At 40.8% G+C, this 20,814-nt stretch carries 19 protein-coding genes and 1 tRNA gene; 9 read left to right on the plus strand and 11 right to left on the minus strand.

Features of this window, described 5'->3' with window-relative positions; genetic code table 11:
* Window positions 1-38: 38 nt before the first annotated feature.
* Window positions 39-2,258 carry a DNA cytosine methyltransferase gene (locus tag LX64_RS18715; protein WP_111599225.1) on the plus strand — a complete coding sequence of 740 codons (2,220 nt, stop codon included), beginning with the start codon at window positions 39-41 and terminating at the stop codon, window positions 2,256-2,258.
* On the opposite strand, the gene LX64_RS18720 is transcribed toward LX64_RS18715, so the two are convergent.
* Window positions 2,252-2,914, minus strand: coding sequence for an HhH-GPD family protein (locus LX64_RS18720; RefSeq protein ID WP_111599226.1), 663 nt, complete (start codon window positions 2,912-2,914; stop codon window positions 2,252-2,254). The two genes, LX64_RS18715 and LX64_RS18720, sit on opposite strands and share 7 nt — an antisense overlap.
* Window positions 2,915-2,942: 28 nt before the next feature.
* Here LX64_RS18720 and LX64_RS18725 point away from each other — a divergent pair, with 28 nt between their 5' ends.
* Window positions 2,943-3,356, plus strand: coding sequence for a hypothetical protein (locus LX64_RS18725; protein ID WP_111599227.1), 414 nt, complete (start codon window positions 2,943-2,945; stop codon window positions 3,354-3,356).
* Between the two features lie 53 nt (window positions 3,357-3,409).
* On the opposite strand, the gene LX64_RS18730 is transcribed toward LX64_RS18725, so the two are convergent.
* Window positions 3,410-4,093 carry a membrane or secreted protein gene (locus tag LX64_RS18730; protein WP_148707384.1) on the minus strand — a complete coding sequence of 228 codons (684 nt, stop codon included), beginning with the start codon at window positions 4,091-4,093 and terminating at the stop codon, window positions 3,410-3,412.
* A gap of 164 nt (window positions 4,094-4,257) precedes the next feature.
* Between LX64_RS18730 and LX64_RS18735 the strand changes: the two genes are divergently transcribed.
* Window positions 4,258-5,946, plus strand: a complete 1,689-nt coding sequence (locus tag LX64_RS18735) for a glycosyltransferase (protein ID WP_111599229.1) — start codon at window positions 4,258-4,260, stop codon at window positions 5,944-5,946.
* Between the two features lie 121 nt (window positions 5,947-6,067).
* Here the strand turns inward: LX64_RS18735 and LX64_RS18740 are convergent, their stop codons facing one another.
* Genes LX64_RS18740 through LX64_RS18755 form a run of 4 tightly spaced genes read right to left on the minus strand, consistent with a single transcriptional unit; the run spans window position 6,068 to window position 10,914 of the window.
* Window positions 6,068-8,473, minus strand: coding sequence for a TonB-dependent receptor domain-containing protein (locus LX64_RS18740; RefSeq protein ID WP_111599230.1), 2,406 nt, complete (start codon window positions 8,471-8,473; stop codon window positions 6,068-6,070).
* The gene (locus LX64_RS18745) at window positions 8,454-9,146 is read right to left on the minus strand and encodes a phosphatase PAP2 family protein (protein ID WP_111599231.1); all 693 of its coding nucleotides are present in this window, start codon (window positions 9,144-9,146) and stop codon (window positions 8,454-8,456) included. Before LX64_RS18745 ends, LX64_RS18740 begins: the two co-directional genes overlap by 20 nt.
* Window positions 9,147-9,199: 53 nt before the next feature.
* Window positions 9,200-10,243: a sensor histidine kinase gene (locus tag LX64_RS18750; protein ID WP_111599232.1), complete on the minus strand. Its 1,044-nt coding sequence runs from the start codon at window positions 10,241-10,243 to the stop codon at window positions 9,200-9,202.
* Window positions 10,240-10,914: a response regulator transcription factor gene (locus LX64_RS18755; RefSeq protein WP_111599233.1), complete on the minus strand. Its 675-nt coding sequence runs from the start codon at window positions 10,912-10,914 to the stop codon at window positions 10,240-10,242. Before LX64_RS18755 ends, LX64_RS18750 begins: the two co-directional genes overlap by 4 nt.
* A 352-nt stretch (window positions 10,915-11,266) precedes the next feature.
* Between LX64_RS18755 and LX64_RS18760 the strand changes: the two genes are divergently transcribed.
* Window positions 11,267-11,725 (plus strand): helix-turn-helix transcriptional regulator, encoded by a 459-nt coding sequence (locus LX64_RS18760; protein WP_111599234.1) that lies wholly within the window; start codon window positions 11,267-11,269, stop codon window positions 11,723-11,725.
* Window positions 11,726-11,732: 7 nt separating this feature from the next.
* Complete coding sequence (locus tag LX64_RS18765) at window positions 11,733-12,383, plus strand: nucleotidyl transferase AbiEii/AbiGii toxin family protein (RefSeq protein ID WP_111599235.1); 651 nt, start codon at window positions 11,733-11,735, stop codon at window positions 12,381-12,383.
* Window positions 12,384-12,442: 59 nt separating this feature from the next.
* Here LX64_RS18765 and LX64_RS18770 read toward each other — a convergent pair.
* Window positions 12,443-12,516 (minus strand) — tRNA-Ile (locus tag LX64_RS18770).
* A gap of 118 nt (window positions 12,517-12,634) precedes the next feature.
* On the opposite strand from LX64_RS18770, the gene LX64_RS18775 reads away from it, so the two are divergent.
* Complete coding sequence (locus tag LX64_RS18775; protein WP_111599236.1) at window positions 12,635-13,258, plus strand: HAD family hydrolase; 624 nt, start codon at window positions 12,635-12,637, stop codon at window positions 13,256-13,258.
* A gap of 602 nt (window positions 13,259-13,860) precedes the next feature.
* Here the strand turns inward: LX64_RS18775 and LX64_RS18780 are convergent.
* From LX64_RS18780 to LX64_RS18795, 4 genes are all read right to left on the minus strand, one after another.
* On the minus strand, window positions 13,861-14,121 hold the full coding sequence (locus LX64_RS18780; protein ID WP_111599237.1) for a DUF4834 family protein: 261 nt from the start codon (window positions 14,119-14,121) through the stop codon (window positions 13,861-13,863).
* Window positions 14,122-14,216: 95 nt separating this feature from the next.
* Complete coding sequence (locus LX64_RS18785; RefSeq protein ID WP_111599238.1) at window positions 14,217-14,573, minus strand: NINE protein; 357 nt, start codon at window positions 14,571-14,573, stop codon at window positions 14,217-14,219.
* Window positions 14,570-14,878 (minus strand): DUF2752 domain-containing protein, encoded by a 309-nt coding sequence (locus tag LX64_RS26505; RefSeq protein ID WP_111599239.1) that lies wholly within the window; start codon window positions 14,876-14,878, stop codon window positions 14,570-14,572. Before LX64_RS26505 ends, LX64_RS18785 begins: the two co-directional genes overlap by 4 nt.
* 6 nt (window positions 14,879-14,884) lie before the next feature.
* A complete protein-coding gene (locus tag LX64_RS18795; RefSeq protein WP_111599240.1) occupies window positions 14,885-15,118 on the minus strand; it encodes a GlsB/YeaQ/YmgE family stress response membrane protein in 234 nt (77 codons plus the stop codon).
* A gap of 239 nt (window positions 15,119-15,357) precedes the next feature.
* Here LX64_RS18795 and LX64_RS18800 point away from each other — a divergent pair, with 239 nt between their 5' ends.
* The 3 genes from LX64_RS18800 (at window position 15,358) to infB (ending at window position 20,762) form a co-directional block, all read left to right on the plus strand.
* Complete coding sequence (locus LX64_RS18800; RefSeq protein WP_111599241.1) at window positions 15,358-15,822, plus strand: ribosome maturation factor RimP; 465 nt, start codon at window positions 15,358-15,360, stop codon at window positions 15,820-15,822.
* A gap of 16 nt (window positions 15,823-15,838) precedes the next feature.
* Window positions 15,839-17,086 (plus strand): transcription termination factor NusA, encoded by a 1,248-nt coding sequence (nusA, locus tag LX64_RS18805; protein ID WP_111599242.1) that lies wholly within the window; start codon window positions 15,839-15,841, stop codon window positions 17,084-17,086.
* Between the two features lie 121 nt (window positions 17,087-17,207).
* Window positions 17,208-20,762 (plus strand): translation initiation factor IF-2, encoded by a 3,555-nt coding sequence (infB, locus tag LX64_RS18810; RefSeq protein WP_111599243.1) that lies wholly within the window; start codon window positions 17,208-17,210, stop codon window positions 20,760-20,762.
* Window positions 20,763-20,814: the final 52 nt, after the last annotated feature.

The raw sequence follows: 20,814 nt of genomic DNA on the forward strand, positions 1-20,814 counted from the left end.
TTCCATGGTATTAGAATTGTCCGTAAGTTTGTCCGTAAATGGTGAATACAAAGTTTTACTTGGATAAGGCGGATAAGCATGGCTTGTACCCTATTCACTTGTGCATCCGGCAAAAAGATGTGCAGGTGAAGGTGTCGATTGGAGAGAAGATTCGTTTTAGTGATTGGGACCGGAAATCCCAGCAGCTGGTAGATAAAGCAGAAGGTAGCGCTTACCTGAACCAATTTTTATTCTTCCTTAAACAAAACATCGAACAGTATATCGCCGCCACACCGCATACGCAGCATACGGCCAAGAAACTGAAAGAAAAGATCTTGTCGTTGGTGAAAAGTCGGAAAGAAAATACCCAAGTAAAGCTCACTACTCAAAATGTTCCCAATTATTCCAAAGGAAAGAAAGTGTTCACTTTTATTGACTTATTCGCCGGTGCCGGCGGGTTTAGTGAAGGGTTCTTACAAGCAGAAGCCAATAAAAAGCTGTTCAATTTCCTGCTAGCCAGCGATATAAACGAGAACTGTGAATTAACGCACCTGGCAAGGTATAACTACCAATTGGGACTGAATATGTCGTTCCTAAAACAGGACATTACTGAACCAGGTTTCCTCGAAAACTTACGTTCTAAGCTCCATGGCCAAACTGTAGATGTAGTTTGCGGTGGCCCGCCTTGTCAAAGTTTTAGCTTGGCTGGAAAGCGCCGTAAGTTTGATAAAAAGGATGACTTGTTTGCCCATTACCTGGAAGTCATCAAGCAACTCCGGCCTAAGTATTTCGTTATGGAGAACGTAAAAGGTATTCTTACGAAAGACGGGGGAAAGATCGCGGAAAGGATCTTACGGGATATCCGTTCTATTGTAGATACCCAGGAGTTATCTCCCCTATTCCTGTTCCTGCAAAAGATTAGAAAAGAAATTACTACTTCTGCCTTTGTATTCGATAGTTACTTACAGCGTATGCAATTCGAAATGCATGCTGATAGTGTATTGGATGATTTGAAGGCGAAATATATACAAACTGTAGAAGCTCGTTTTAAAGCCTTGCTACCGAAGATTGTAAGCTATAAAACAAGCAAAACCGACGAAAGTATCAATACAATCAGGCATGGCTTTTCTTTGTTAAGAAGAAACAAGGAACTAGCTGCTATTCGTAAACATATCATTCACGAGAAATCGATGAGTAATGTGGATAACGATTTCTTCGCGGAAGATTTCGACCAGTTCTTGGCTTCTATTAGTCCCGGTGCCATTGTGCAGAAAATCCACGATGCGCTGAAAACATTGAAACCCGGTCGTGCTTACAGCACAGCTGCCAAGGAAATTGTGCAAGCATTGGAAATCTACACGTATTCGTTCGACGAATGCATCCAAGGCCTGCAAACTTTCATGAAAAAAGCAAAGCAACAAAAGGATTTTGATAGCCTCCTTTCAAAAGCCCGTTTATACAATATAGATGCACCCTTTGTGGCACTAGCGTCCGATTATGGTGTACCGCAAAACCGCGAACGGGTGTTATTTATCGGTTGTAGAAAAGACCAAGCGCTAATTACCAAAGTACCACCCACAGTAAGCGCAAAGGAAAAGGTAACGGTATTTGAAGCACTCTACGATTTAGATTTCTTAGGAAATGACGAAGAGAAGTTCGACTACGAATCCGCTAGCATTAAAAAGAAATACGGCCTTAAGAAATGGCAAGCGCACCTGAAAAAACGTGCGGTAGACGGTAGTTTACATGATAATGGTTTGTCGTATGCAGAATGGAGCCGTAAAGGAAGGCTAAATGGACGTTTCGAAAATGCCAAGCCCCCTTTTTATGTACGCAGTTTTGAAGAATTGCAAGATAAAAGAGCCCAAGTAGTGGCGCCTCTACTCAACCACAAAACGAGTAAACAGAAAGAAGAGGTATTAAAGCGCTTAGAAGTTATTCTACAAACTGGGAATTACGCTAAATCCCGTGAAAAGCTAGAACAACAAGGCTTAGCATCCGATAAAAGGAACTACAATGTGCTAAAACCACATGAACAAAGTCCTACCGTGGTAACCATTCCCGACGATTATATTCACTTTGCCAGTCCTAGAGCACTCACAGTACGTGAAATGGCGCGTTTACAATCCTTCGATGATTCTTTCGTATTCCAAGGGAAACGCTCTACCGGTGGTGATATGCGTAAACTCGAGGTACCGCAATTCACGCTTGTAGGTAATGCTGTGCCGCCATTAATGGCGCATGCTGTTGCGTTGGAGATATTAAAACATATTCAATAAATTTTCTGAAAGAACACACAATCTGCCTGTAACATACACAACTCGCAACGAGGTTTGCCTGCTTTACAAATCAACGCTGCAAAGTCAAGCATAGCCCAATTCAGTTCTAAACTATTGGGAGATGCTACCACGATATGTGCTAACTCCTGTAGATAAGGATCATACCTAATATCGGCGAGTTTGCGTTCGCCAAAATATCGTTCTAGCAATCGAGCCATATTTACATCTAGCAATGGTGCCGGTTTTTGCAAAACCACCAAGGTAATCGCATTCAGTATATACTGCCCGAAAAGCGGTAATGCGGCTAATGCTGCCTGTTCGCTAGGTAGCTCGAATTGGTGACTCGCCATTGCTGCTGCTAATCGCTTTAACCCGCTAGCCCGCTGGCGATATAACCCAATAGGCTTGAACGATTCTTCTAATTGCTCGATAGGTGTAGAGAGAATGCTTTGCCAATCGGGATATTGATAAAGAAAATCCAAATACATTTTTGCCACTGTTTCGGCTTTGGTTCTTTGCAACAGAACTTCTGCAATTATAGCTTGATAGGGATTAAGTTGTGTTTCTCGCCATGGGAACTGGCGGCCATGCAAATAAAACCAAGTGAGCAACTTCGTTTGAAAATCGGAGATTTTGCCTGTTGGGATGGTATGCATGGTACACGAATTTATTATATTGCTTTAGATGAAAGCAATTTTGACCATAATTAGCTTAGTTATTTTACTACAATTACCTTGCCTTGCACAGAGAAAGCTTGCCAAACCTATTATAGATACAACGGTTGTTTATAGTGATTGCTTTGTTGATACTCCTCCCATTTTTCCTGGAGGCGAAGTTGAACTCAATAAATTTTTATGGAAACATTTGCATTGGCCGGTAAATGATAGCGTTGCAGGTAATTTTAAAGGTACTTTCTTAGTATACTTTTTGGTTGACCGGAGTGGGAAAGCAAGTCCCTACCCTATCGGTACAAAAAATAAGCAACCTTTTATGATTGATCTAGTGAAGAAGATGCCTTTATGGACACCCGCGAAAAAGGATGGACAATTTGTGAATATGGAATACTGTTTACGTGGATGTTTGGAGCCCCAAGAATAAAAAAAGTGCAAGCCAAAAAAGCTTACACTTTTACTATCAATCAAAGTTTACAACTATTTTCTTGTCCAAACTTCGTGGATCGGTTCTCCTTGTGAACTCAAACCGCTATGATCCCAGTTATTACCTTCCACTTTCGCATTGAAGGATAATGAAGCACCTACACGGCTATTATCGCGACTGAAGAACTGGATATTCTCTGTGTATTTACCATCTTTTAAGGTATATGTTCCTCCTCCGGAACCGAAGAACTCGCCTGTTTCAGTATTCATGGCTACCCATTGGAATAAAGAACCTGTGAAGATTTTGATCGTTTTACGGGCGCCTGGGGTAATAGTGTTCATGGTGCCATTTTGCTCACGGCTTGAAATTTGCCAAACTCCAGAAAGTTGACTATCACCACCATCCAATTGCTCGTAAGAACGGCTGCCGAAAGCGTCGTTTACGTAAATCGTATTGCCTTGGAACTCAACATCAGGACTGATGCTTTTACCTACTTGGGATTTATCGATAGAATTAAATTCAATTTGAAGATCAACTCCTCCACCACCTGCAGACCAAGTGCCGCCAAAAGTGCCAATGAATGTGGATTTTGTAAAGAACGCGAAGCTAAAGTGCGTTGGAGTAACGAATAATAAGCTAGTGGTATCGCCTTTTGCAGACTTCCAACCACCCATTTGTGCTTGAGATTGTAGGGTAATTCCCAAACAAACAAAAAGTACGAGGCATAGTTTTTTCATAATCAATAACCTTTTAGTCTCAAAAGATAACGCTTTACCCCACTTTTTTCAACTTTTTCAAGATAAAATTGTTTTATAAACACTTCATCGGCCAACGTTTGAAGTACCACTATACAGCACAGATCAAAAGGTGATTTGCTATAAAAATCATAAAACCCAAGAACATGTCAACGCCGAATAAACCTAATATCCATCCCAATAAGGGTGTAAGCGTAGTAATATGTTGCTACAACAGTGCACTACGATTACCCGGAACCCTACAACACCTTGCCTTACAACAAGTGCCGGACAACTTTACCTGGGAAATTATTCTCGTTGACAATGCCTCTAATGACGATACTGTAGAAGTAGCCACCGGGCTTTGGAACTTGTACGATACTAAAAATGTACATTTTAGAATAGTAGAAGAACCCAAACCAGGGCAGATGTACGCCCGGAAACTTGGTGTACAAAAAGCGAATTACGAATGTATTGTTTTCTGTGATGATGATAATTGGCTGAGCGAAAACTATGTACACGATGCATGGCGACTTATGCGTCGTAGCCCACAATTCGGCGCTGGTGGCGGCCAAAATCTGCCTACTACAAATGCAGCAAATTACCCTAGCTGGTTCGAAGAATATAAAAACTACTATGCTACCGGTATTCCCGCAGCACAATCAGGTGAAGTAACCTACGAACGCGGTTTCGTTCTAGGTGCCGGTATGGTTACCCGGAAATCTCTATTCACGCAACTCACCAGCGAAAAATATCCCACTTTACTCCCCGGTAGAAATGGGGAAGAACTGAGCACAGGAGACGATTTCGAATATTGTAAACGACTCCTTCTGTGGGGCTATAAATTGTACTATGAAGAAAGTATGGTGCTAATGCACTTTATACCGGAAGAGCGCCTTACTGTAAAATACCGCGACAGGCTTATGGCTGGTATTAAAGAAGCTACGAAAGTGCTCGGTGAATACGACCTAGCCTGGATTGTACATAACAGGATTAAACACAAGAACCCAACAAGGCTATGGCTCTTGGCCCCATTCAGAATATTGGCAACAAAGCTGGGAATCGGCGATCGCAAAACCAAAGAAGAACAAATGACCCAAGCCTTCGTATCTCCTTTTGAACCGCCGGATACACATTTGCGTGTATTTAAACAATTAATCCGCGAAGGAGAAGCCCGCAAACAGCAATTTGAGGCCGAAAATCCTTTGCCCAGGGAAGAAAATCCACAACATGCCGTGTTCAAAATATTTAGCTTTTATAACGATTTAGTACATCCCGATGTGCCTAAATACCAAGCAAGGGTGTTTAAAAAGTTTGGATACAGTGTTAACCAAATGTATCACAAGAAATTTAGTCATGGCGACTTCCTTAACCACGTATGTTCCACGGTAAAAGACACCGACTACCTTGTGTTTTTTGATATCGATTGTGTGCCTACGAATAGTCGTTGGTTGCACCGTTTATTGGCCGATTTAGATCATCCTCGTACACTCGTAGGTGCTGCACAAACAGCGAACCATTTACGCGATGCGAAGAACTTATACGTTTCTCCCTTTTTCTTCGCCATATCTACGCAATACTTGAAGGATTTGAACTACCCCAATATGGAAATGACGCACGACATGGATGCTGGGCAAAACCTAACCGAAGTGGTGGAAAAAGACGGTGGTAGTGTGAAGTATTGGTTTCCTACACATATTGAAGAAGAACAATGGTATTTGCACCACCCAGAACATCAAAAGTTTGGTCCAGGTACTACATATAACGATACGATCTATCATGCCTTCTTTTCCCGCGATGATTTGTCGATGCGATTTATTGATAAATGTGAAGAAATTTTAGCGCAACCGGCATGAATTTATACAACGCTAAAAAATAGTACAAACGATGAACGAAATGCGACGCAACAATGCATCATATTTATACAAACGATTGTTTACAAAACAAAAAAGGACACAAAATTTTGTGTCCTTTTTGCTAGAATTTATAGCTATACCCAACCCGGAAAACTTGTGTTTCATAATAATCCGTACTGGTATAATGAAAGCCGTTGCCGTTAATTGTTCGCTTGGTACGTAAGGTGTTGAAAATATCTGTAGCATTGGCGAATAGCTCTCCCTTGCCACTTTGAATGGTTTTTTTAATACCCCCATCCACCGAAAATCGTGCGTAAATTTTCCCTTGTGGAATAAGGTCAGGTGCTTGGTAAATGGTGCTTAATTGTGCTTCGAATTGTTTCGGTAGTTTGAATAGTAAATTCAGCTTTGCATTACCTGAAAAGATTTGCTCGCGTGCAGCTGAAAATGTGTGTGGTGTGGGATAAAGATTTTCGACTGAAAACGAATCAATGATGTTTTGATAGCCGTTTAAGTTAAGGTTGAAAGAGAACCAACGATTCATTTTCTTCGATAACATCACCTCTACCCCGCTATTGTAGCTTTTCCCCACGTTTTGGAAAATGTTATAAATAAGATCGCTACCCGGCACCGTGCTGCTAATACGTGTTATGGTAGCCTGCATGTTTTTGTAATATAAAGAAACAAATAAAAAATTCTCTTGCCAGTTTACTTTATACCCCATTTCAAAAGTGTTCGTGAATTGTGGTCGTAATGCCGGGTTACCAACTTTAATAATTTCTGCATCATCATACTTTGGGAAAATGCGGATGTCCACTTCGTTCGGGCGATCTACACGGCGATTGTAAAAGAATGACAGCTTTTGCGCATCATTGATTTTATAAGCTAAACGTACATTGGGAAATGGTTGTACATAACTATAACCATCGCTTTTGTAGGTGGGATGATTAGGGTTGACATAATAATCCAAATTCACCAATTCTACACGTAAACCCGCTTCTACTTCCAATTTGCTGTTCTCAAATATATAATTACCATATGCTGCTGTAATAGTTTCTCCATAATTCGCTTCTCCTCCCGCATGTACATCTAGGGCTGTATGCTCACCTGGTTTGAATTGCATATTGACGGGAATGTACCGGCGACGGAATTTTAACCCTGTTTCAAAACGCCCATAACGCAACGGTTGTACATAATCTACATTCAAATCTGCCACATGTTCATCCGATAAAAGTTTGAAAGAATCTAAGCTCGTATATGAAGGCAAGATGTTCGTAAAGTAATATTTCTCATCCTCGCGGTGAAAGGTATAGTTGAAGCTAGTGTTCAGTACGCGACCCGGTTGTTGGAAGGTATGTTGCCAACTAGCCGAAGCGGTAGCTGTTGTTTTTAATTCATCTTCTAAGAACTGCCATAAGCGATTGCGTTTAGATAAATCGGCATTATAAAAAGGTTCGTCCCCATTATCTAAAATCTTCTCGCTACTGAATAAACCTGATACTGTAAATGTATTTTGATGATTCAAATAATAATCTACACCTGTTTTTACAGTCGCAATATTGGTGCTACGGTTACGTTTTGTTTGTTGCTTTACTATTGTTCCATCATCATAATACCGATCTACAAACTCATTTTTATTGAGTGTTTTCGTATACAAATCGTCTCCTTGAAAGAACCAATTCAGCTTATTTTTCCGGTAATTCAACGAAAGTGATGGGTTCACCTTTGGCGTTGCTTGGTATTGTGGCCTAATGCCGGGTAAATTCTCTTGTTTAATGCCAATGGCGCCTAAACCTCCAGCAATACCAATTTTGCCGTTAAATCCGTCCTTTTTCTCTTTTTTGAAGATGATGTTGATGATACCTGCATGACCATTTGCATCATACTTCGCAGATGGATTGTTAATGATTTCAATTTTCTCGATGGATGATGCGGCAATATTTTCTAGGCTGCTTTGTCCACCAAAGCCGGTGAGGGCTGTTTGTTTACCATCGATCAGTACCATTACTTTGTCGCTACCACGAAGTAGCAATTTTCCATTGTCGGTAGTGATGCCAGGTAAGTTTTTCATTGCATCCAGTACAGAACCGCCCGCTTGGGTTACGTTATCGGCAATGGAAAAGGTTTTTTTATCCATTGTACTGGCAATGCTAGCCTGCTTGCCTGCAATGGTAATTTCTTTTAATTGTTGTTCGTTTGGTTGAAGATCGATATTCCCTACATCGAGAAATTGATTGAGCGTGCCGGCAACGATTGGTTTAGAGATGCTTGTATACCCCAAATAACTCACCACCAAAACATAATTACCACGCTTGACTTGGCTAATAGTAAAACGACCATCTTCCCCCGAAATCGTTCCATTTAATAAAACGCTGTCATTCGATTTTCTTAACCCGGTATTCACAAATGGCAATACCTTCTTAGTTGCGCCATCGCGAATAATACCGGAAATGGTTACCTGTGCCTGCAGGGATTGTGCAATACTTACCAGTAGTAGTAAAAATGCGCTAATTGCTAGTTTCTTCATGATACATACTTTTTTTCTTTCCCCATTTATAATGGTGAGTCCAATACGCCACCTTCATCGATAATATGCCCAATCCTGCGCCTACTAAAACATCGCTGATGTAATGCCTGTTATTTGCTATGCGTAAAGCGCCTACGCTAGCTGCTATGCCATACGCGGCATATGGCATCCAATGAAAACGATCCTTATACTCCTCGCTGAGAAATGTAGCCGCTGCGAAGGCCTGTGCAGTATGGCCCGATGGAAAAGAATTGTAGGTAGTGCCATCAGGCCGAAGTTGATGCGTGGTATTCTTCAATAAAAACACGCTGCTCGACATTAACAATTCTCCTTTAAAAAGAATGGCTGTTCTGTTGGCTATATCAGTTTTAGAAGGAATACCGGCAGCATCTAAGCCATATGCAATAGCAATGGGCGCGTATTGTAGGTAGTTGTCGATTTTCGTATGAAAATGCGGCATATGTTCCGAACGTTCTTCTGCTAGTTCTTTCTTCAACGATTCTTGACCATTTCCATTCGCGATGGAGCCAGCAAGAATTAAAGAAACAGGAATGTATACATCTGCATCTAATACATGATGAAACTTCGGAACAACAATACTATCAGGCCTTTGCGCAAAAGCAAATTGACATAAGCATACAATGCATGTTAAAGTAGAAAGGGCATACTTCATCTTGGGTTGAATTATGCCACTAAACTAGAAGCTGATTTAGAAGAAAATTTGAATTAAATCGCGACAGTAAAAATATGTTGTTGTTGGAAGAATTGATACCCCACTTTCCATTGGTGACGTTCTGCTATTTGCTTTACCAATGCAAGCCCTAAGCCGGTTCCCGGGGTTTGTGAATTCGCTGTACCAAAGCGTTTGAATAGTTGGTCGGATTGTAATGCATCGCTACCGTTATTCGCAAAACGGATTTCATTATTCTTTAAGGAAATGTGAATAGTTCCGTTGGGTGTACTATGTCTTATAGCATTGTTGAGTAGATTGTTGATAAGAATTTCTATCAACGCTTTATTACCGGTAACAATTTGAGATGGTTGGATATCACTTTCGATGTGTAACTGTTTTACATCTGCAAATTGGGTAGATAGATCGATGGATTTTTCTATTGCATTTGATAGATCAAAGGTCTCGTTATCATTATACTGGCTATTATCTATCCTAGCGAGTAACAACAAATTCTTATTGATCCTTGATACACGTGTTAATGCTTTGTGTGCATCTTCAATTATGTCGTATTGATCTGCTGTAAGCGACTGGCTTTGTAGAAGTAAGTCTAACTTGGATTGTACAATGGCTAATGGTGTTTGTAATTCGTGGGATGCGTTGTCAACGAATTCCTTTTGTTGATTATAAGCAGAAATAGAACTAGTTAATAATTTTTGCAAATTTTTATTCAGCTCGGCAAATTCCGTAATGCCTGTTTCTTCAAACTGGATAGGTGTTTGCTTGTTTAAATCAAAACCTTTGATCTTCGCTAAACTATCATAAAAGGGCGTCCATAATCGCTTCGAAATTCTCCTGTTCATCAATACTAAGCCACCGATAAGTAACCCGAAGAAAATTACGGTAAGAATAGTAACAGCACTAATAATTAGAAAACTGTCTTCTTTGCCGGCTTCTTCTGTGAGGATAATATTGTGTTCATCCATTTCATAGAGCCAAAGCTTATTGAGGATGAAATAATAAACGGGTATACTGCCAGCCAATACAATACTAGCATAAATGATAGATCTTCTGAGTGTAAGATTGAGCAGGTTTTTCATATGACCCATTTATATCCTGTGCCGTAGAGTGTTTTCAAATAATTGCCATACCCGGCTTCTTGTAGTTTCTTCTTCAAATTTTTGATATGTGCATAAATGAAATCGTAGTTGTCGAACATATCTGCAATATCACCTGATAGTTGTTCTGCTAAAGCACTTTTGGAAATTACTTTATTCTTATTGCTAACAAAGTATAACAATAAGCTGAATTCTTTTTTCGTTAACGGAATTTCCTTTCCCTCAATGGATACTGTTTTAGCGAGTAAATCAATCCGTAATTCATTTTGCTCAATAATATTAGTCGTACCAAATTGCTTCCGCCGGATCACAGAATAAATGCGCGCTGCCAACTCCGACAAATGAAATGGCTTGGCCATATAGTCATCGGCCCCTATTTGCAGCCCTTTAATCTTATCATCAATCGCATTCTTCGCAGAAATAATAATCACTCCCTCCTGTTTATTTTCGGCTCGTAGTTCCTCCAATAATTTCAACCCGTTACCACCCGGCAACGAGATATCTAACAGCACGCAATCGTAGTGATAGAGATCGATCTTCTCCAACGCCTCGTTAAAAGTGCCTGCCAACTCGCAATGATAGTTCTCGTCGGCCAAATAAGCCGCAATACTTTGCGCGAGATCCGGTTCGTCTTCTATGATTAGAATTTTCATCGTGCTGCAATGATAGATGGTAATTCTGAATAGAATTTGAATGTAGGAAGAATTGGGGAAGTAGGGAAATTATGTTAAGAAGTAATAGCCCGTTGTGAAGGAAAAGGGTGTGGGAAACAAACACAATTATAATATGATAAAGAACTGAAAAAATTAAGGAATCAACCAGGAAAAGTAAGACTAATGTTAAATCAAAGAAGCGACTGCTATAGATTGCAATTCGATCGTAAGATTTTTTCAAGAAGGTATTTGGCTCATAAGCCGTAATTTATTGTATACTTAGAATTCAATATATCTTCTTGCGCTGTACTTATAGATAGTTTATTATCTTGGAATTCTGTAAATTTATAGTATGACACAACTTGAGTTTGATGCGTTAAAAGGATTACACCCTGGCTTTTTTTTAGAAAATATACTAGAAAGAAGGCAGGTTGATAAGAATTCTCTTGCTTATTCAATTCATGAAGACCCTAAATCTTTACAAGATATATTAAAAGGAAATTCCAATATAAGTCTAGCTGTAGCATTGAAAATTGAAGACGCTTTACAGCTAGAAGAAGGTATATTAGGCAGCCTTCAGCTTTTTTATGAAATTAAACAGATAAAACAGGCACAACAAATAGATAGCAAGCCTGATATAAGTAAATTCAGAAAAATTCTTTTCTGGGATACTAAATTTGAAAGTATTAATTGGCAAACTCAAAAGGCAGCTATCATTAGGAGAGTTTTTGAACGTGGTAACGAAGAAGAAAAGAATGAAGTTGCAAGATTTTATGGAATGGATATAATAAACCAGGTGCTATTAAAGTAATCCAAACATGTTATACTGGAATACAGTTTCCCCCCTCTTAAAATCCTCCTTGATCGAATTGATGTCTACTAAGGAACTAGGTATGTTCCGGTTAGTTGGCGGTACGGCATTGAGCTTGCATTTAGGACATAGAATGTCAATAGATATTGATTTATTTACGGATGTTGAATATGGTTCCCTCGACTTCAGTAAAATCGAAGATATACTGAAAGATAAGTTTGATTATGTTTATACAACCAATATCGATGTAATTGCCTTTGGTAAATCCTATATTATCGGTAAAAACGAAAATGATAGTGTTAAGCTGGATATATACTATACCGATAAATATATTCAGCCAGCTTTTGAAACGGAAGGTATTAGGTTAGCAACAATTGAAGAAATAGCTGCCATGAAACTAGACGTAGTACAGCGTGGTGGCAGAAAGAAAGATTTCTGGGATATTCATGAAATACTTGAAAAGTATTCTTTAAATCAGCTAATAGCATTTCATAAGTTACGATATGAATTTAATCATGATGAAGGCCTGATTTTAAAGAATTTAATAGAATTCTCATCTGCTGATATGGATTTCGATCCTATCTGTTTAAAAGGAAAGCATTGGGAATTGATTAAATATGAGTTAATCCATGAAGTCCAAAGGTATACTCAACAATAGCCAATACATCTTAGTATAACCAAAAAAGCCTTCAGCAACGCTGAAGGCTTTTTCTTTCGTGGTCCCACCAGGGCATGATCCTGGGACCCCCTGATTATGAGTCAGGTGCTCTAACCAACTGAGCTATAGGACCTCGTCCATTCGGACAATTCCCTAATTAAAGGGACGGCAAAATTAATTTTTTTTTTATTCTAACCAACTTATTTCAATTAATTTTTATTGAAACGCCTCCTGTTTTATTTTTGTTGTCTATGCAGAACATTCAAAATATCATCTTCGACCTAGGCGGGGTGATCCTAAATATCGATTATACTTTAACTGAGAAGGCATTCCAATCACTCGGTATCACCAATTTTAACGAGTTATATTCCCAGTTCCACGCAAACGACCTCTTCAACAACCTGGAAACCGGTAAAATCGGCGAAGACGATTTTATCAAGGAACTAAAACAATATGTGCCTATCAACATTACCGAAAGCCAATTGAAGGAAGCTTGGAACGCCATGCTGCTCGATTTTCCATTGCAACGCCTGCAAATTCTCCAACAATTACGCAATCATTACCGCTTGTTCTTGCTCAGTAATACGAACGCCATTCACTTAGCGGCCTTCAATAAAATCCTGGAAAGAGATCGTAGTTTGCCTTCTTTGGGCGTATTTTTCGATAAATCTTACTATTCCCACCTAGTAGGTATGCGGAAGCCGAATAAGGACATTTATGAGTTTGTATTGCAAGAAAATGGCCTAAATCCAGCCGAAACTTTATTCATCGACGATACTTTACCGAATATTGCAACCGCGAATGAGTTAGGTATTCAAACCATTCACCTGCAAGCACCACGCACGATCGTAGATATTTTTAAGCCCAAAGGATAAAATGTATTGGCTAACTATGAATTAGGTGTGTAAAACAGGCTCGTTTTTCTTAAATGTTTGGTTCCTAGTGGTTTAAGTTAGCGAGCCTTTGACGAGCCTTTGACTTCCCTTTAACTTCCCTTTGACGAGCCTTTGAAAAGCCTTTGACCACCCTTTGAAAGTAGTCAACGACCCTTTGACTTCCCTTTGAAAGACTTTAACTTGCCTTTATTTTATTGCTTAAAATTAGTCGTAAATAGACCTTGGCGGGTGTTATTTGTATTGAAAAAGACTAAAAGGAAGTTTTCTGCTCCTTTTCGCAGCATATTTTATAATATCTCCCAATGTTCTTTCAATGTTATCCCAATGTTATCCCAATATTCCCCATATATCTACCATACATTTTTTAGCATTGAGGATATTTGAACCAAAGATGTTATCCGAGTATGATAAGTTTGAATATGGGAATACGTAGAGTAAGGATATAGTCCCAAGGATGTAAAAGGGTAACAGTCTGAAAAATAATTAAATAGGAAGGATCTAATCGCGTGTAGGCACAGCAAACCCATGCCATTCTTTACATACAAAATCGCACATTCTCTCCCCTTCTTTACAACAGGAATCTATTTAACCTCCTCAAAATCAATATAATCACCCTTTTCTGATGGGCGATTTTGCACATGTGATTGTTGTTGGCGTTCTTGATATTGTTGTTGCTGTTGAGCGGCTTGTTGTTGTTCTTGGTATGCACGGCGCATTTGCTCCTGTACATTATTCATTTGCTTACGCACTTGCTTCGTTCCATTGTATACTGGAATAACAAACCCAAAAATGAATTTGTACAACAAGTAGGCAATAAATATTAAAAAAAGTGTTTTTAACATAATAAACAAAGGTAGCGGTTATTCCGCTACCTTCTTATTTATTTCCAATGGTTTTAAGGTTTCTTTAACAGCTAAAGAAGCCACCAGTATGCGTTCTAATACTTGTAACCTACCATCGCAGCAGCTTCCATAGCGGCTGTTTTATTGTATTCCCACGCTAATTTCTTGTAATTAATGATGTCGTAAATCGTGCCAATTAAGCACAATCCACCAGTAATTAAATACAAGAATCCCATGAGTATTTGGTTCAATACAAAGCGTTGGATCCCAGCCACAGCCACAAACCCAATGAGCGTACAGATCAATATCATTTGTGGATCTTTCCGGCTATTTTGGTAAAGCATCATAAAACGACGTAGCTTCTCATCGTCGAAATTCTTGGTTAGCTCATTCAGCCACATCATCTCTTCGTGATCGATGTGCGGGAGCATATAAAAATAATTGTCTCTCATTGTCTTCGAGGTTTGGGTGCGGAAAATTGTTGAATTTGAATGTTGGATAATTGAAAGATACGATATAAAAGGATGGCTAATAATGGTATTCCAAGCGGGTGCGCTTGTATCGACAAGGCAATTTCGCCCCGGAAAATAAATCCTATCGCGTGCCCGAATCCACATCCTGGGCACCAAGGCAAACCTATGAACTTCGCCAAACATAAACTCATACCCTCAGTATAAGGGTCGGTGATGGCCAAAGCCGCTATGCCAAATACCCAGAGGCAGAGCTCCGGCTGGATACGTGATATAATCTTATACATGAGAATTTAACGGCGGTTAAGCAAGTTGACTACCAGCAATAATAAGCAAGCTCCTAGGAAAGATGTACCAAAGTGGCCCCATGGCCCCCAATTCATTTCCCTTAAAAGCCACCCGCCTATCACCCCTCCAATAACACCTAGCAAAATATTACCTAAACAACCCAAGCCTTCCCCCTTTACCAATAAACTGGCTAAGTAGCCCGCTAGTGCGCCAATGATAATATACCAAACGAATGCCATAATGAATAACAAATTACTGCATTTCTATAATAAATGAGAATTAAAAATATTTGTCGCAAGGTAAGAACTTGTAATGCAGTCGGAATACGCCGAAGACCTTGGGTAGCTGCGTAAAAAATTGAGATTTAATATCAAAAATGAAAAGAAATTGTTTTTGGATTGAAATAAAAGATTAATTTTGCAATGGTAAAAAGATTCAAACGAAGGGGACGAGATTTTGTCCCCTTCGCGTTTTTTGTATGACAAACGAAACTGTGATTACGGCCATCGCGCAACTGGTAGAACCCTTGCTGGCCAATGAACCTGGTTACTTCCTGGTGGAGGTGAAAATTAAACCCACGAATAACATTAAGGTTTTCATAGATGCCGATCAAGGCGCCTCTATCGACAAACTGATCGCTTTCAATAGGGCACTTTACCCTTTAATTGAAGCCTCAGGCATCGTACCTGCCGACGATTTCTCGCTCGAAGTTTCATCGCCAGGCCTGGATGAGCCCCTGAAGAATCAACGTCAATATGTCAAGAATATCGGTCGCAAGGTAGAAGTTACCTTGTTAGATGGCACGCAAAAAGAAGGCGTGCTTTTGGCTGTTGATGACAGTAAGCTTACCCTCGAACAAACGATCGGTAAGAAAAAAGAGAAAGTACAAATTGAAATTAACAATACTGAAATTAAGCATACGAAAGTGTGCATCGTATTCTAAAATATAATATCAGAACATGGCTAGCATTAACCTGATTGAGTCATTCACGGAGTTTAAAGAAGCGGAGAATATTGACCGCCCTACGTTGATGAAGGTGTTGGAAGATGTATTCAAAACCCTTCTTCGTAAGAAATACGGATCGGACGAGAACTTCGACGTGATTGTAAATACAGATAAAGGTGACCTTGAGATTATCCGTCGCCGGATGATTGTTGAGGATGAAGAAGTTGAAGACGAAAATGCTCAAGTTGCTTATACTGAAGCCATTAAGGTTGCACCCGATTACCAAGTTGGGGAAGAATTATATGAAGAAGTAGAGATCCAAGATTTCGGTCGCCGTGCCATTTTAGCTGCTAAACAAACATTAGCTGCTCGTATCGGCGATTTAAAGAAAAATATCTTGGTGAAGAAATACGACGATAAAATTGGCGAAATTGTGACCGGGGAGGTTTACCAAGTATGGAAAAAAGAGGTTTTGTTATTGGATGATGAAGGGAATGAGTTAATATTGCCTAAGCAAGAACAAATCCCGACAGATTACTTCAAGAAAGGTGAAAACGTGAGAGCGGTTGTTAGGAAAGTGGAAATGAAAAACAACTCACCACTAATTATCTTATCAAGAACAAGCCCTTCATTCCTCGATAAATTGTTAGAAATCGAAGTACCCGAAATTGCTGATGGCTTAATCGTTATCAAAAAAATCGTGCGTGAACCAGGTGAAAGAGCGAAAGTGGCCGTTGAATCTTACGACGATCGTATCGATCCAGTAGGCGCTTGTGTGGGTATGAAAGGTAGCCGTATCCATGGTATCGTTCGCGAATTAAGAAATGAAAACATTGATATTATTAACTTTACATCAAATATCCAGTTGTTAATCCAACGCGCCTTAACTCCGGCACGTATTAGCCGTATGGATATTGATAGTGAGAATAAATATGCCTCTGTTTACCTTAACCCAGATCAAGTATCTTTGGCTATTGGTAAGAAAGGGGTAAATATCAAGCTTGCTTGTGAATTAACGGGTTATGAAATTGATGTGTTCCGCGATGAACCGCAAGAACAAACAGAATTTGATATCGACTTAGTAGAATTCTCAGACGAGATTGAAGAATGGATCTTAGACGAATTAAAACGCATTGGTTGTGATACAGCGCGCAGCGTGTTAGACTTAACACCGGAAGAGTTAGTTCGCCGTTCAGATTTAGAAGAAGAAACCGTTCACGAAGTAAGAAGAATATTACAGGAAGAGTTTGACAAAGAATAAAGTCCGTCCCGATCCTTCCCAAGGGGAGGGCTTCATTAGCAGTGGAGAGAAATTTTTAGCGCTATTTTTAAAAGTAAAAAATCTTCGCCTGTGGCGAGGAAGGGGGAGGCCGAGTAACGATATGCCTGAAACTACAAACAACACACCACGATTGCTGGCTGCTGCCAAAGAATTTAATGTTGGTAAAGATACTCTTACAGAGTTCCTTACCAATAAGGGCTTTGATACGCGCGGATTCGGGTCTCCCAGTGCCCGACTCACAGCAGAGATGTATGGTGCATTGCAGACGGAGTTCCAACAAGATAAAGTAAATAAGAAGAAGAGCGACCAAATCGCCCTTCCGAAAGGGGCTGCCGTAGATGCAACTAAGAAGAAAGAGAAAGAGGAAGCAGAACAAGTAGCGAAAAAGAAAGAGGCCGCTAAAGACGAACAGCCAGCAGTAATTGCTGAACCAGCTAAACCACAACCCGCTCCAACGCCAGTTGTGGAAGCAAAAGAAACACCGGTAGCACCAACTCCGGCTGTTGAAACGCCTAAACAAAAAGTAGAACCGGCCCCCGTTCCAACCGCTAAACAGGAAGAAAAAGCGCCTCCTACTCCACAGCCTGCTGTTGAAAAAACAGCACCTGTTGTTGCTACTCCAGTAGCCGAAACGCCTAAGCAAGAAGAGCCAAAAGCTCCTAAAGCTCCAGAAACACCGGCTGCCGAAACAGCAAAACAAGACGCACCTAAAATCACCGGTCCGAAAGTTATTGCAACAATCGACCTCGATGCGCTTAGCCCCGCTAATCGCAATAAAAAACCGGCAGAACAACAAGCTCCTGCTCCTAAAGCAGAAGAAAAACCTGTCGAAAAGAAAGCTGAAACGCCTTCTACTCCCGCTCCTGCTGAAAAAGCACCAGCGCCAGTGATCGCAACAGCACAAACGCCGAAAGCAGCCGAGTCTTCTGCTCCTACTCAACCCGCTCAACAGCAGCCCGTTGCGAAAGCAGAACAACCTGAACAAAAAGCAACGCCTCCAGCTGAACCTAAAAAACCAGCTGAAACATCCGTTGCTCCTGTTCAAAATAAGCCAGCTGAACAAGCATCTGCACCTAAAGCAGAACAAAAAGAGTTGAAAGAAGAACCCGGTACAAAAGCACCGGCTAAGGAAAGTACAAAACCTGTTGAATCAAAAGTGGTAGAAGAGCCAGCAATCGCTCCCGCAGCTTCCAAAGATGAAGATGCCAGTGGAGCAGCCGTAATCGAAAACATTCAAGCCGCAAAATTAACCGGCCCGAAAGTAATTGGTAAAATTGAACTCCCCGTTCATAACGAACGCAGAGACAATAAACCTTCTTTCAATAAAAACAACCAAAACGATGAAAAGCGTAAACGCAAACGCATCGTGGTTGAAAAGAAGCAAGAACCAATTAAACCAAAAGAGTTTTCGAACGATCGTCAAAATCAAAATAACCGCGGACATCAAGGTCAAGGTGGTCAACACCAAGGACAACAAGGTCAAGGCGGCGGATACGGACAGAATCGTCACCAAGGTGGCGGTCAACAAGGTCAAGGTGGTCAACACGGCCAAAACCGTCCACATGGTGGCGGTCAAGGTGGTGGACAACGCGGCCCTGGCGGTCCAAACCGTGGCCCAGGCGGACAAGGCGGATACCAAAACCGTGGCGGTCAAGGCCAAGGCGGCGGACGCTTTAATAACAACCGTCCAGGTCAAGGCGGCAATCGTTTCGGTAATAACAACAACGATAACAAACGCCCTGAAGATAGAGAGATCGACAAAAACGAGATCCAAAATAAGATCAAGGAAACCATGGCGAAACTCGGTGGTAATAGCGGTAGAAAAAATACCAAGGCTAAACACCGTAGAGAAAAACGCCAAGAAATGGAAGACAAATTGGCTAACCAAGGTGCAGACGGTAACAAATTACAAGTTACCGAGTTCGTATCTGTTAGCGAGTTAGCTACCTTGATGGATGTAAGCTTTGCAGAAGTAATCTCTAAATGTATGGGTCTCGGTATCATGGTGTCGATCAACCAACGCTTAGATGCGGAAGTTATCGAACTAGTTGCCGGAGAGTTTGGTTACGAAGTTGAATTTATCGGTGTAGATGACGTCGATGAAATGGATGAAGAAGAAGTAGTAGATAATCCAGAAGATTTATCACCACGTGCGCCTATCGTTACAATCATGGGTCACGTAGATCACGGTAAAACTTCATTGCTCGATTATATCCGTAACGCAAACGTAGTTGCCGGTGAAGCAGGTGGTATCACTCAACACATCGGTGCTTACCAAGTAACAACGGAAAGCGGTAAGAAAATCACCTTCCTCGATACACCTGGTCACGAAGCGTTCACCGCGATGCGTGCCCGTGGTGCGAAAGTAGCAGATATCGCTATTATCGTAATCGCTGCGGATGATGCCATCATGCCACAAACAAGAGAAGCGATCTCCCACTCACAAGCTGCAGGCTTGCCAATGGTATTCGCAATCAACAAGGTGGATAAACCTGGCGCTAACCCAGAAAAAATTAAAGAACAATTGGCCGGTATGAACCTCTTAGTTGAAGACTGGGGCGGTAAATACCAAAGCCAAGAAATATCTGCAAAGAGCGGTATGAATATCGACCTCTTGCTCGAAAAAATCTTGCTCGAAGCAGAAATCTTAGAGTTGAAAGCAAACCCAGACCGCGAAGCTAGCGGTACCATCATCGAGGCAACCCTCGATAAAGGTCGTGGTTATGTTACAACTCTCCTCGTTCAAAACGGTACACTCCGCCAAGGTGATGCCATCGTTTCCGGTGCACACTTCGGTAAAGTAAGAGCTATGTTTAACGAACGTGGTACTCGTTTGGATGAAGTAGGACCATCAATGCCGGTGCAAATCCTCGGTTTGAATGGTGCTCCACAAGCGGGTGAGAAAGTAAAAGTATTCATCGACGAATCTGAAGCGAAAGAAGTTGCGAACAGAAGAGCGCAAATCATCCGCGAACAAGGTATCCGTACGAAGAAACACATTACCCTCGACGAAATCGGCCGCCGCTTAGCATTGGGCAACTTCAAGCAATTGAACTTGATCATTAAAGGTGACGTGGACGGTTCTGTAGAAGCATTGAGCGATTCATTGCAAAAACTTTCTACAGAAGAAATCGTGGTATCGGTGGTACACAAAGCAGTTGGTCAAATTACCGAATCAGACGTATTGTTGGCAACAGCCTCAGATGCGTTGATTATCGGTTTCCAAGTGCGTCCTTCTATGCAAGCATCAAAAATTGCAGAGAAAGAAAATATCGAAATCCGCACCTACTCTATCATTTACGATGCGATCGACGAGCTTAAGAGCGCCATGGAAGGTATGCTTGAGCCTAAGATCGAGAAGAAAGTGGTATGTAACGTACAAGTACGGGAAACTTACAAATTCGATAAAGTTACCGTTGCAGGTTGCTTCGTACTCGATGGTAAGTTAACACGTAATACACGCGTGAACGTAGTAAGAGATGGTATCGTAGTATACGCAAACGCAGAACTCGGCTCATTGAAACGTTATAAAGATGACGTGAAAGAGGTGGTTTCTAACATGGAATGTGGTTTGAGTATCAGGAACTACAGCAACTTGTTAGTAGGCGATATTATCGAAGGTTTCGAAGAAGTAGAAGTAAAACGTACCCTCTAATACGAACATTATTCAGTTTAAGCCGCCTCCACATTGTAGAGGCGGCTTTTTT

It is taken from the genome of Chitinophaga skermanii, assembly GCF_003259335.1.
Lineage (GTDB): Bacteria > Bacteroidota > Bacteroidia > Chitinophagales > Chitinophagaceae > Chitinophaga > Chitinophaga skermanii.

Excerpts from the sequence above, each read along its gene's own strand:
- LX64_RS18735 (WP_111599229.1), top strand. The coding sequence starts at position 4,258 with ATGTCAACGCCGAATAAACCTAATATCCATCCCAATAAGGGTGTAAGC.
- LX64_RS18765 (WP_111599235.1), top strand. The coding sequence starts at position 11,733 with ATGTTATACTGGAATACAGTTTCCCCCCTCTTAAAATCCTCCTTGATC.
- LX64_RS18715 (WP_111599225.1), top strand. The coding sequence starts at position 39 with ATGGTGAATACAAAGTTTTACTTGGATAAGGCGGATAAGCATGGCTTG.
- LX64_RS18760 (WP_111599234.1), top strand. The coding sequence starts at position 11,267 with ATGACACAACTTGAGTTTGATGCGTTAAAAGGATTACACCCTGGCTTT.
- nusA (WP_111599242.1), top strand. The coding sequence starts at position 15,839 with ATGGCTAGCATTAACCTGATTGAGTCATTCACGGAGTTTAAAGAAGCG.
- LX64_RS18730 (WP_148707384.1), bottom strand. The coding sequence starts at position 4,093 with ATGAAAAAACTATGCCTCGTACTTTTTGTTTGTTTGGGAATTACCCTA.
- infB (WP_111599243.1), top strand. The coding sequence starts at position 17,208 with ATGCCTGAAACTACAAACAACACACCACGATTGCTGGCTGCTGCCAAA.
- LX64_RS18750 (WP_111599232.1), bottom strand. The coding sequence starts at position 10,243 with ATGAAAAACCTGCTCAATCTTACACTCAGAAGATCTATCATTTATGCT.
- LX64_RS18775 (WP_111599236.1), top strand. The coding sequence starts at position 12,635 with ATGCAGAACATTCAAAATATCATCTTCGACCTAGGCGGGGTGATCCTA.
- LX64_RS18755 (WP_111599233.1), bottom strand. The coding sequence starts at position 10,914 with ATGAAAATTCTAATCATAGAAGACGAACCGGATCTCGCGCAAAGTATT.
- LX64_RS18725 (WP_111599227.1), top strand. The coding sequence starts at position 2,943 with ATGAAAGCAATTTTGACCATAATTAGCTTAGTTATTTTACTACAATTA.
- LX64_RS26505 (WP_111599239.1), bottom strand. The coding sequence starts at position 14,878 with ATGTATAAGATTATATCACGTATCCAGCCGGAGCTCTGCCTCTGGGTA.
- LX64_RS18745 (WP_111599231.1), bottom strand. The coding sequence starts at position 9,146 with ATGAAGTATGCCCTTTCTACTTTAACATGCATTGTATGCTTATGTCAA.
- LX64_RS18800 (WP_111599241.1), top strand. The coding sequence starts at position 15,358 with ATGACAAACGAAACTGTGATTACGGCCATCGCGCAACTGGTAGAACCC.
- LX64_RS18795 (WP_111599240.1), bottom strand. The coding sequence starts at position 15,118 with ATGGCATTCGTTTGGTATATTATCATTGGCGCACTAGCGGGCTACTTA.
- LX64_RS18780 (WP_111599237.1), bottom strand. The coding sequence starts at position 14,121 with ATGTTAAAAACACTTTTTTTAATATTTATTGCCTACTTGTTGTACAAA.
- LX64_RS18740 (WP_111599230.1), bottom strand. The coding sequence starts at position 8,473 with ATGAAGAAACTAGCAATTAGCGCATTTTTACTACTACTGGTAAGTATT.
- LX64_RS18720 (WP_111599226.1), bottom strand. The coding sequence starts at position 2,914 with ATGCATACCATCCCAACAGGCAAAATCTCCGATTTTCAAACGAAGTTG.
- LX64_RS18785 (WP_111599238.1), bottom strand. The coding sequence starts at position 14,573 with ATGAGAGACAATTATTTTTATATGCTCCCGCACATCGATCACGAAGAG.